Below are 10,429 nucleotides of genomic sequence, written 5' to 3' on the forward strand. Positions count from 1 at the left end.
GGTTTTCTCCTTTATTCAAATAAAGTTGCTTGTTGTTCGGTTTTGCTAACGCCGAAATATTTGTGCGTTTCTGGAGTCGCTTGCCTTCCACGAGATGTGCGGTGTAAAAGCCCTTTTTGGATCAGGAACGGCTCATAGACATCCTCGATTGTTTCAGCCTCTTCGCCGACTGCAACCGCCAGGCTGTTGAGTCCGACAGGCCCGCCGGAAAATTTATATAGGATTGTTGACAGAATCATTCGGTCCATGTTGTCTAATCCGTATGAGTCAATTTCCAGCATTTTTAGTGATTCCGAAGCCACATTTCGGGTAATCTTTCCATTAGCTTTAATCTGTGCATAATCGCGGGTACGGCGCAAAATACGATTGGCGATTCTGGGCGTTCCACGTGAACGGTGCGCGATCTCTTCCGCTCCTTCGGAATCGATCTCAATATTGAGGATATCCGCCGTCCGCCTGACGATCTGGTACAGATCTCCGGGTTCGTAATAGTCCATCCGCAAGACAACGCCGAATCGATCGCGAAGCGGCGAGGTCAGATGCCCCAGCCGCGTTGTTGCGCCGATCATCGTAAAACCGTCCAAATTCAGCTGAATACTCCGCGCGTTCGGTCCTTTATCGATGACGATGTCGATGGTGAAATCTTCCATCGCAGAATAGAGATATTCTTCGACGACGCTGTTGAGCCGATGAATTTCATCGATAAAAAATACGTCCCGGAACGAAAGATTGGTTAGCATTCCGGCTAGGTCGCCCGCTTTTTCGATTACGGGACCGGAAGAGGTCTTGATATTAACATCGAGTTCTTTGGCGACGATGTGGGCGAGTGTGGTTTTGCCTAAACCGGGTGGTCCAAATAGGAGAACATGATCGAGCGGCTCGCCGCGTTTCTTTGCGGCGGTGATGTATAATTTGAGGTTTTCAACGACAGACGTTTGACCGATAAAGTCGGAAAATGCAGACGGTCGTATCTTTTTCTCGGCTTCGAGTTCATCCGTCAATTTCTTTGGATCGGTGACTTCAGACCGCAACGAATCCTCCGTCTTTAGGACAAACCGATCTCATGCGATGAAAAACAATCATCGCAAAGACGATGGAAAGGCAATTGTTGTAGATATTTGTTGTCAAGAAATATTTTGATTGAAAGTTCAATATTCTAAACTCACCCTAGAACAAAACGCGCCGGAATTTAACACAAACTTTCCTCTAAGTCAATGAAAATCTGCTGGTTATCTTGACTGTCTTTAGTTTTATTAAGGCAATATGCGCGCGTATGAGTTGCCGGGTGGATCAAATCTTGATAATCTGAGATCGGTCTTTTCCAACAGAAACGTGAGAGATTTTCGTTTCGAGTAATTCGGAGATAGTTTCTAAATATACTTTAGCATTGTTCGGCAAAATTTCGTATCGGTTGCATTGAGTAATGTCGGTTTTCCAACCTTTTAGGGTTATGAAGTGGGGGATGGCATCCAAAAGATCAATTTCAGGGATTGAGCCATTTTCATAGCCGGTGCATATTTTGATTTCGTCCAGTTCGTCGAGCACATCGAGTTTGGTTATGGCAATAGATGAAAAACCGTTAATCCGGCAAGAGTATTTTCCAACGGCGGCATCAAACCAACCGCACCGGCGTTTGCGCCGTGTCGTTGCGCCGATTTCACCGCCACGTTGCTGGAGAAAATCGCCGGTTGCATCGAAGAGTTCTGTTGGAAAAGGACCGGCGCCGACGCGGGTGGTGTAGGCTTTGAAAATGCCGATAATCTTGTCGATATGACGTGGACTAATACCGAGTCCGGTGCAAATGCCGCCTGCGGTTGTGCTGGAAGAAGTAACGAACGGATAACTGCCGAAATCGACGTCCAGCATGGTTCCTTGCGCTCCTTCAACGAGAATCCGTTTGTTTTCATGAATATACCGATCCAGCAAGGAAATAGTGTCTTCGGAATATTGGGCAATGCGTTCAGCGGCGGTGAAAAACTCGGGTAATTGCGATTCCAGTTCCGGAAGGATTTCTTTCGTAACAACACCTGCTTGCCCAGCGCGGAAGATTTTTTCCGCCATGTTCATCTTGAGATGTGAGATATCTTTCAGGTCTTTGATCTGTATTCCCGTACGGTTGATTTTATCGGAATAACAGGGTCCGATGCCGCGTTTGGTCGTGCCGATGGCTTTTTTCCCCAAAGATAATTCCGAGTATGCGTCGTATGCTTTGTGTAAAGGTGTGACGACATGCGCCAGTAAGGAGATGTGAATACGGTTTTGGGTCTCAATTCCGCGTCGTTGAAGGTGATCGATTTCGTTTGATAGCCCAATTGGGTCGATAACCATGCCGTTTCCGAGAATGCACTCGGATTTTGGGTGAAGAATTCCGCTGGGGACCTGATGCAAAATCGTTTCCTCGTTTCCGACGAGGATCGTGTGTCCCGCGTTGGCGCCGCCTTGATAACGAGCAACGACTTCCGAGGATTTACACAGTGCGTCAACAATCTTGCCTTTTCCCTCATCGCCCCATTGACCGCCGATTACTGCCGTTACTGACATGATATTTCCCTAAAATATAAAATGCTCCCGGATGGGAGCACTTTATGATTACGGTTAGAAATGATCATTTCTTGGTGGGTTTGAATTTACGCGCCCAGAAAACGACGACGGGTCCGGCAATGTAAATCGTCGAATAAGTTCCGGCGATACTTCCGACTGTCATCGCAATGGCGAAAATGCGAACTTCACCCGGTACAAACAAGAGGCAAAGCACAACGAAGAAAACGGTCAAGTCGGTGATGATCGTCCGTGCGAGTGTCTCGTTGATGCTGACGTCCATAATACGCTCGTAGTTCTCGTTGCGCAGAACTTTCAGATTCTCGCGGACGCGGTCGAAAATGACGATCGTGTCATTCAGCGAGTAACCGATGATTGTCAGGAAAGCCGCGATCGTTGTCAGCGATACCTCCAGACGGAAAACGGTGAAAACCGTCAGCGTGATGAGTACGTCATGCAGAAGAGAGAGAATCGCTCCAATGGCGTATTGAAATTCAAACCGAACGGCAATGTAAATCCCGATCACGATGAACGAGAAAAAGATCGCCAGTAGTGCGTCGCCGCGCAATTCCTTTCCGATTTTCGGTCCGACTTGCTCAATTTTTAGAATGTCGGTGTCGGTGATGCCGAATGTCGATTTGAAGACTTCCCGGATATTTCCTTTGTCGTCGCTTTGTGGAATGCGGATGATGAATTCGTTTCGGCCGGATTTTTGGATCATGCTGTTTGCCAAGCCAACCGTTGCGAGCGCTCCGCGAACGTCAGCGACCTCCATCGGTTTTTGAAATTGTACCTGCACCAACGTGCCACCGGTAAAATCGATTCCGAAGTTCAAACCGCGGAATATCAGTGAAACCAATCCGATCGCGATGATAATGAGCGAGATCGATATAGCTGTCTTGCTGTATTTAATGAAAGGAAAATCAGTTTTTTTTATAATTCTTATCATATTCGTACATCCTGATTATATGCTGAGTGTTTTGAGCACGTGGCGGTCGGTTCTCCAGTTATAGAACGTGCGCGTCACGAAAATCGCCGTAAACATGCTGGATGTGATGCCCCAGAAAAGCGTCACGGCGAAACCTTTGACCGGCCCTGTTCCGAACTGCATGAGAATAAGAGCCGTCAAAAGCGTCGTGATGTTCGAATCCAGAATTGCGGACAATGCGCGGCTGTAACCAGTTTCGATGGCGGCTTTCACCGTTTTGCCACGTTCGAGTTCTTCTCTAATACGTTCGAAAATCAGAACGTTCGCATCGACCGCCATACCGATTGTGAGAACCAAACCGGCGATACCGGGCAATGTCAGAGTAGCGCGAAGCATTGCCATAATTGCCATTGTAAATATCATGTTCAGTATCAGCGCCATGTTGGCCAGCAGTCCAGAATTCCGATAGTAAAAGAACATAAAAATCATCACAATGAGAAGTGCAAGGGCGCCGATTTGCGTTCCGATCACGATGGAGTCTTTTCCGAGAGATGGTCCGATGGTTCTTTCTTCGATCACGTCCACCTGCGCGGGTAGCGCCCCGGCGCGGAGAACGATGGCAATATTCTTGGCTTCATTCATATCTTCCAAACCTTCGATGTATCCGGAGCCGTTCGGAATTTTGGAGCGGATGGAAGGAGCCATATAGACTTTTTCATCGAGTACGATGGCGAGGCGTTTGCCAATGTTGGAACCCGTCAGGCGCGAGAAAATTTTAGCGCCTTCGTTATTCATTCCAAAGTTGACGATTGGCTGACCCGCGGTCTGTGCGCCCGCGCCGCCAACGGTCGCTGATGCTTTGGTAATATATTTTCCTTGAAGGCCTGCTTCGTTATTGAGATGATAAAGAATATAAAAGCTTTCCGTTTTTCCATCCTGCATTGTCATCTTTTCAGGTTTAGCCGACCATAGAAACTTGGAGTCGTACGGTCTTAACTTGTCGACTGCAGGATTTCCAAGAATTTTTTTAACGGCAAAGACATTACGCTCCGGAACGCCGATCATTCCATTGACATTGCGTAACAAGGAAGAGAACGGTTTGTCTGCGAACATTGCTTCATCGACGATGACAGATGAATCAGTCGTTTCAGATTGCTTCGAAGTGCCAACCGAGGTTCTGCCAAGCAATTCGTTGACGCTGACTGATTTGTCTTTGGATTCTTTAAAAGCAACGGTCGAATCATTAGCGGCGACGGCTTCTTTGACGATGTCCGTTTTGCCCGTTTTTAGGTAATTGTCAACAGAGGCGATGAAAGATTGCGTGACTTCCGGTTCTTTGAGGAGGTTGAATTCCATCAAAGCGGTGCTCTGGATGAGTTGGCGCGCCCTCGCGGCATCCTGAATGCCGGCTAGCTCGACGATGATCCTATATTCGCCCGCCTTTTGAATCGTCGGTTCGGAAACGCCGAACTGATCGACGCGGTTGCGGATGATTTCCAGCGCACGGCGCATGGCGTCTTTGGATTCGTCTTTCAGGCTTTGAACAATGTCAGAATTCTTGTAGCCACGGTTCGTAAAATAGCGGACAAGTCTGAAATTGTTTTTCTCGACGTTTCTTTCAAATACAGAAAAGAAATCTTCATTAGTCGCTTTTGCTTCCTGTGTTGTAGCCTGAAGGATTGTATAGAATTCAGACGTTTTGTTAGAAGCGATCGTCTCGACTAATTTGGGGAGATTTAGTTCGAGAACGACATGCATGCCGCCCTGAAGGTCTAATCCCAGCCGGATGATCCGGCTCTCGTATTTATCCAAATTGCCGGCGGTTTTTAAACTCTCCATTTTGGCTGGAGACATCAAGTTGTACGCAAAAGTCCAGTATAGCGAATAAAGCGCCAGTACAACTGCTACGCCGATGATTATGAATCGAATGTTTGTCTTTTTGAACATTTATTTTCACCTCAATAAAAATGCGCATTCAACGTTTTATAAAAAGCGGTTGAATTTAACAGAGATAAGGACTTAAGTCAACGAAAAAGCCAAGAAGGGACATACTTTTTATGCCGTATGAATCATTCAGTCCTGAATAAATATGTAGGCACGGGTCAATTCCCTGTCGCCGCGAGTTACGACAATTGGATACTTTTTGCCGTTGCCATCTATGGAATACTTATTCCAATTTAGCCGGCGGATATCGATCAAACTATTGCGGTCTTCTCCATCGTTAACAGCATTTCGCGGTACATAACCTTTTAAATTGACTTTCAGTTCAGAACTTGTTTCTCCCGGAATAGAAACGTCTATAATTTTGATTTTATCACTGCGCCGTACGCTCAGCGTCTGGTCGCTGACAATTCGCTTTTGAGAGCCGTTGACTTCGATCAGATAAGTGATATTATCAATTGGTTTTCCAATAGCTTCTACATGTACGTTACCAATTACCTGATTATCCCGCCGGACAATGATGGATGTTGGTTTCTGAATCAAAATCGGCTTTTGAAAATCTTGCTCCGAGCCGGCGCCGATTACGTCGCAAGTGATACCGCGGTTATAATTGGACTCGATATGAGTTATTTGTAGGACGTCACCAACATTGACTTGTATAGAGCCTTTGTTTTCGACGAGTTTGGTTTCGGCGTTATGGATTGAAACCAGCATGTAAATCAACTTCGGCGGTTCAAATAAAACGGCCGGTTGCTCTGGCTCTACGCCAATAAGTTTAAAAAATTCATTGATGGCGTAATTGTGATAGCGAATTTTCAGATCGACACTTTTCAGGCTCTTAGACGATTCAATGCCGAAAGCCGGGATGTGAAGATTTGTCACGGCGTAATAGGTTGCCGACTTTCTTTGTTCCGGAAACTTGGTGTCTTTTGCCAGCGTATTGGTATTCATAAAGTGGAAAGCGTGCTCCGGAATCTCGACCCGTTCATTGATACGCTCGATGACTTTTCTGGCCATTTCCTCGAGCTTTAGAGTATCATTTCCGAAAATCAGTTGACTGGCGTCTGCGATGATCGATTGGCCGTAACGACGTGGATTGCGGTTTTCATCAATGTAGGTGTCGCTGTAGAAGCCACTGCCATCGTGCAGATTCAGAAAAAGATCACATTCGGACATTAATTCCTTGACGATTTCCACGATATGATCTTCAACGTCTTGGGGCGTATCTCGATCAAAGCGCCTGTTCATATCTCCATTGACGCCCCGGTTATTCAAAATGATAGAGCGAAAATTAGCGCGCGGGATAATGATCAGATTCCCCCGGTCAAGTACAAGGTCTGGATAAAGATCGGCTGATAAATAACCACCCGGTTCGTCGCCCTGAATCCCGCCCAAAATGAAGATAGTCTTGCCATCGAAACGCCCATATAATTTATAGACACACAGTTCGTTGGATGTGTTTTCAAAATAGACTTTATATTCGCGCGACGGACGTTTGACTTCAGCCGATATGTTTCCAATAGCCAAGCAGAGAATTACTCCCAGAATAAGAAATATTTTTGTGTGTTTAATTGTCTTTTCTCCATTCTTCTTTAATGATTTTTAAATCGCCGGGAAAGCCCTTGATCGTCATCGTTTTCACTCCGGCATCGCGATAATTGTCAGCCTGATAAATCTGAAGGAAAGAAACATTCCAAACCTGTTTTTCGGTTGATTGAACCTTCAAAGCGCTTCGTTCAACGCTGACTTTTTTACCAGATTGAAACAATTCTGACTTATATTTTCGCCAACCGCCCAGATCATATTCACCGGTAGAAAAATTCGGATCGTAAAATGCCAAATAGGCTTCAATGCCCTGTTTTTCCCATGCATTTTCCCAGCTCTTTAGAAATTGCTCAATCATTTCCTCGGTCGAAATCCGCGCTGAAGACGGTTTAAAGTTTTCCTGCATGATCTTCCATTGGGATTTGAACGGTATTAAAATTAGCTGCTTCTGGCCTTCACTGTAAAAGGTCAGGCTTAGATAGCGCTGGCGGAATTTCAAGTGGGTTTCCTTGTCGGAAATTAGAACATAAACCTTGTCAATTATGACCGGTTTCCATTTGTAAGTTTTTTCAAGTCCGGACTTGTATTCCTTGAACTTCGCCAAATTGCGTCCACTTCCATCAATGTATTTGGGATCATAGTATGAACAATAAGCAGATATATCTCCGCTGTCCCAGCTTTGTGCCCAGCCGTTGGTAAATTCTGACCAATGGTTGGTTGCAGATACATAATCTGTTTGATCGACAGAATATGCGGATAAATTGTCCAGAATTATGACGGGTGTTTGATCGATATCGATATATTTTTTGAGGCCGAGAATTTGGCTGTTTTCCATCGAAATACAGCCTTCGGTGATAAAATCCTTGAAGGCTTCGTCGCGACCGTGAATCCAGATGTTCGATCCGTTTCTCTTTTGGAGACGATCGACGAAGTTTGGATAATCAATGATAAAAGCGATCGGACCAAACTTTGCGGTCAGTTTATTGTCCGGAACCCGCCCGTTAATATAATAAATTCCTTCGGGCGTTCTTAAATCGCCGCGGTGTTCCTTATCCCCGCTCCGACGGCCGGTTGTGATTTTGTATTCTTTCACAATTTTTATAGTGCCAGGTGCATCGCTATTGATGATGAAAATCTTTTGGTGAGTTTTGTCCGCTACCAAAACATAACCAGTCGAATCGGCGGAAATGTTGATCACGTTAGAAATCAGATTCTCGGCAAAAGTAGTGAGCGGTAAAAAAAGCAATGTTATTGCAATAAATATTTGTCGAGGTATCATCAGCATCCAGAATTTCCTATTTATCTCATATTTATTCATCTTTAGAACATGCCAAAGTTAGGAAGCAAAAAGGTTTTTTGAAATAGATTATCACGGTCTGGCATCAAATTCTGGCAGATTTTACTTCCGCGAACGAGCAATTCCTTTCAGTAGCGCAGATGCCATAAGTAACCGAATAATGCCACTTGATAAAGGAAATGGCGTCAAGGAAAACAATCTTCTCAAGCAAGAACTAAAGATTTTTTGCCGCAGAACAATTCCAGCAAAAAGTTTAAAAGGATTTTTCTGCCGACTTTCGGTTGGAAAACGTTGCACGATATAATCGGCGCCGTACAGTTTTGACATTTCAGGGTGTTTTTGAATTAGATACGGAACGACTTTACGTCCAAATATTTCTAAAATTTTCAACGCATCATTCAGCGAACGAAAATGATGATGGAGCACTGTAATTTTCGGATCGTGAAATAGTCTGTCCGGATATTTTTGGTAAATGCGAAAAGCAAGTTCGGCATCCTCGCCGCCATACAAACGGAGATTTTCATCGAAGTATCCGACTTCTTCCAAAACTCGACGTCGAACAGAGGTGTTGTTGAACAGAAAGACCTGAAACGGCATCGGCGCGCCGGAAGGATATTTTGTTGCGCCGCGCTTTCCGAAATAGAGGTAGTGCTGGTATTTATCGAGCGGAATCTCCGGCGCCGGGCGGATCGATCCAATGATTCCCATAATGTCGGTTTTGTCAAAGTGCGCGACGTGTCTGGCGATGAAATCCGACGCGACTTCCATATCGGCGTCGAGAAAGATGAGAATTTCACCGGTTGATCGTCGAATCCCGGTATTTCGTGTCACAGCGCGGTCTTGATTCTCTGAATGACTAACGATCTGAAAGTTTTGTGGAAACGCCGATGTTTTTAAAAAATCGAGTGTACCATCTGTCGAGCAGTCATCGACAACGATTACTTCGTATTGACTTTCCGGATAAGTTTGGTTTGCCAGTGCCTTGAGAACAGCCGGTAGGGTCTGGACGGCATTAAAGGCGGGAACGATGACGGATACTTTTAACGGTTGATTCATACCGACAACTCCACTTTTTTAGCGACGATGACGGAGTGGTGGAATACATCAAAAATTTTCGGTAAAAGAATAGAGAAAAGTGCTCCCATCAGATTAGTTGGAACAATCAGAAATGGAATGATAACAAACCGGAGAAAGGCAAATCGACGGAAGAGTTTTTTAAAAAGGTACAAATTCCAGAGTTGGGCAAGGACCTCGATGAAATTCCCATACTTTTCGTAATGGAGAATCTCAAAATGATGTCGTGCAAGAAGTTCTCGCAATCCGAATTCAGTATATCGTCCGAAATCATAAGGTTGTTCGTGCTCTTCCCAGAAAAATGGTGTCGTAAGGAGCAAATAGCCGCCGATTTTTAAAACACGCCGGATTTCGGAGAGCGATTTCTCACAATCGAACAAGTGTTCAAATACTTCGGCGCACAGTACGCTATCGAAACATTCCGCTTGGAAGGGAATCATCTTCCCGTCGTAAAATACATCAATCGGTTCGTCCGTATGATCATGTCCTGCGTGAAAAACATCCAGACCGATGTGTTCTTTGACTCTGAACAAATAACTGTACGATTTGTTTCCGCATCCGAAATCCAGCATTCTGCCGGAAAGAAATTGGGCGTAACTCTCTAATCCACGATAAATTCCTTTTTTAACAAAATAGTAGGGATTTGTCAAAAGCGAGATAATTCCCGGTTCCAGTTTCTTTTGTCTGATATATTGTTTAATGGGACTCTGCATGTGGATCTCAGATTTCCGTTGTTAATATTTTTTCGATCGTGTCGCAACACGAATCCCAATGATAATTTTGAGCCGTTTTATGACTATTCTCCGCTAATTTTTTCGATAAAGTAAAGTCGGAAATGACCCGGATTAGATTTTCAAGCAGTACTTTTTTATCGCCGATGGGAACAATAAGCGCGTCTTCTTGGTTAGTAAGAAATTCACAAACACCGCGATTACCGACGGAAACGATAGCGCACCCGCAAGCCATGGCTTCCATCGGCGGCAACGGCCAGCCTTCCCAATGGCTGGTGTGCAGAAATATCTTGCTCGAATTATACAACTGTCTTAGTTCATCAATTGATGGACGAATAATGACCTCGATCCAAGACGGAATCCGATGGATTGGTT

9 protein-coding genes are annotated in these 10,429 nt (G+C 45.0%); all 9 read right to left on the reverse strand.

Annotated features, from left to right (window positions below; all coding sequences use genetic code 11):
* Window positions 1-11: 11 nt before the first annotated feature.
* Window positions 12-1,031, reverse strand: a complete 1,020-nt coding sequence (locus COT43_01710) for a Holliday junction branch migration DNA helicase RuvB (protein PIS30523.1) — start codon at window positions 1,029-1,031, stop codon at window positions 12-14.
* 259 nt (window positions 1,032-1,290) lie between these two features.
* Window positions 1,291-2,541, reverse strand: a complete 1,251-nt coding sequence (locus COT43_01715) for an adenylosuccinate synthase (protein ID PIS30524.1) — start codon at window positions 2,539-2,541, stop codon at window positions 1,291-1,293.
* A gap of 64 nt (window positions 2,542-2,605) precedes the next feature.
* Complete coding sequence (secF, locus tag COT43_01720) at window positions 2,606-3,487, reverse strand: protein translocase subunit SecF (protein PIS30525.1); 882 nt, start codon at window positions 3,485-3,487, stop codon at window positions 2,606-2,608.
* A gap of 15 nt (window positions 3,488-3,502) precedes the next feature.
* On the reverse strand, window positions 3,503-5,413 hold the full coding sequence (gene secD / locus COT43_01725; protein ID PIS30526.1) for a protein translocase subunit SecD: 1,911 nt from the start codon (window positions 5,411-5,413) through the stop codon (window positions 3,503-3,505).
* A gap of 126 nt (window positions 5,414-5,539) precedes the next feature.
* Window positions 5,540-6,979 carry a hypothetical protein gene (locus tag COT43_01730; protein ID PIS30527.1) on the reverse strand — a complete coding sequence of 480 codons (1,440 nt, stop codon included), beginning with the start codon at window positions 6,977-6,979 and terminating at the stop codon, window positions 5,540-5,542.
* On the reverse strand, window positions 6,975-8,270 hold the full coding sequence (locus COT43_01735; GenBank protein PIS30528.1) for a hypothetical protein: 1,296 nt from the start codon (window positions 8,268-8,270) through the stop codon (window positions 6,975-6,977). Before COT43_01735 ends, COT43_01730 begins: the two co-directional genes overlap by 5 nt.
* Before the next feature lie 81 nt (window positions 8,271-8,351).
* On the reverse strand, window positions 8,352-9,305 hold the full coding sequence (locus COT43_01740) for a hypothetical protein (protein ID PIS30529.1): 954 nt from the start codon (window positions 9,303-9,305) through the stop codon (window positions 8,352-8,354).
* Window positions 9,302-10,036, reverse strand: a complete 735-nt coding sequence (locus COT43_01745; GenBank protein PIS30530.1) for a methylase — start codon at window positions 10,034-10,036, stop codon at window positions 9,302-9,304. Before COT43_01745 ends, COT43_01740 begins: the two co-directional genes overlap by 4 nt.
* A gap of 7 nt (window positions 10,037-10,043) precedes the next feature.
* A partial coding sequence (locus COT43_01750) for a hypothetical protein (protein ID PIS30531.1) occupies window positions 10,044-10,429 on the reverse strand: 386 nt, incomplete at its 5' end.

This window comes from Candidatus Marinimicrobia bacterium CG08_land_8_20_14_0_20_45_22, from assembly GCA_002774355.1.
Lineage (GTDB): Bacteria > Fidelibacterota > UBA2242 > UBA2242 > UBA2242 > 0-14-0-20-45-22.